Source organism: Vibrio sp. 378 (assembly GCF_033339435.1).
In genome coordinates, this window is sequence record NZ_JAWOUO010001066.1 from 1 (window position 1) to 540 (window position 540).

Here is a 540-nt window from a genome sequence, read left to right on the forward strand (position 1 = left end):
CTGTGCGACGAAGAACAGCTCTTGCGCCGGCACGTCAAAACAAGACCACCAGAAAGACGCATTTGTGGTGGTTCCAAAAGGTCTTTGCGACAAATTGACTGGCGGCAGCACCAGCGCATCTTAATTTCTCCGTTAATTGTTGTGGGCGTGTGATGGCTCAACTCACACCCCACAACCTCTTCTCATCCAGTTCGAAAAGGAGTTTCACGTGAAACACTACGATTTTCACCCTCTTGTTGGCGTTGGTTTACGGACTCCTCATTTGGACTTTTTTCAGCAACAACGCCCAGAACTGTCTTGGTTAGAAATTCACAGCGAGAACTACTTTCAACCCAATGCAGCCGAACGAAAATATCTACACACTTTGCGAGAGCAATACCAGATCAGCTGCCACGGAATTGGTTTGTCGTTAGGCTCTGTTGAACGCGTTAGCCAAGTACACCTAGCTCAACTGAAAGCGTTGATTGATGCCATTGACCCGATGTTTGTCTCTGACCATTTGAGCTGGAGTGAAAATGGTGGGCATTATTTTAACGACTT

The 540-nt window shown here is 47.0% G+C and carries 2 protein-coding genes; both read left to right on the forward strand.

Annotated elements, in window-relative coordinates; translation table 11 throughout:
- A partial coding sequence (locus tag R7Q48_RS30390; protein WP_318134134.1) for a DUF2282 domain-containing protein occupies positions 1-124 on the forward strand: 124 nt, incomplete at its 5' end.
- An 84-nt stretch (positions 125-208) separates the two neighbouring features.
- On the forward strand, positions 209-540 hold a 332-nt coding region (locus R7Q48_RS30395), incomplete at its 3' end, for a DUF692 family multinuclear iron-containing protein (RefSeq protein WP_318134132.1).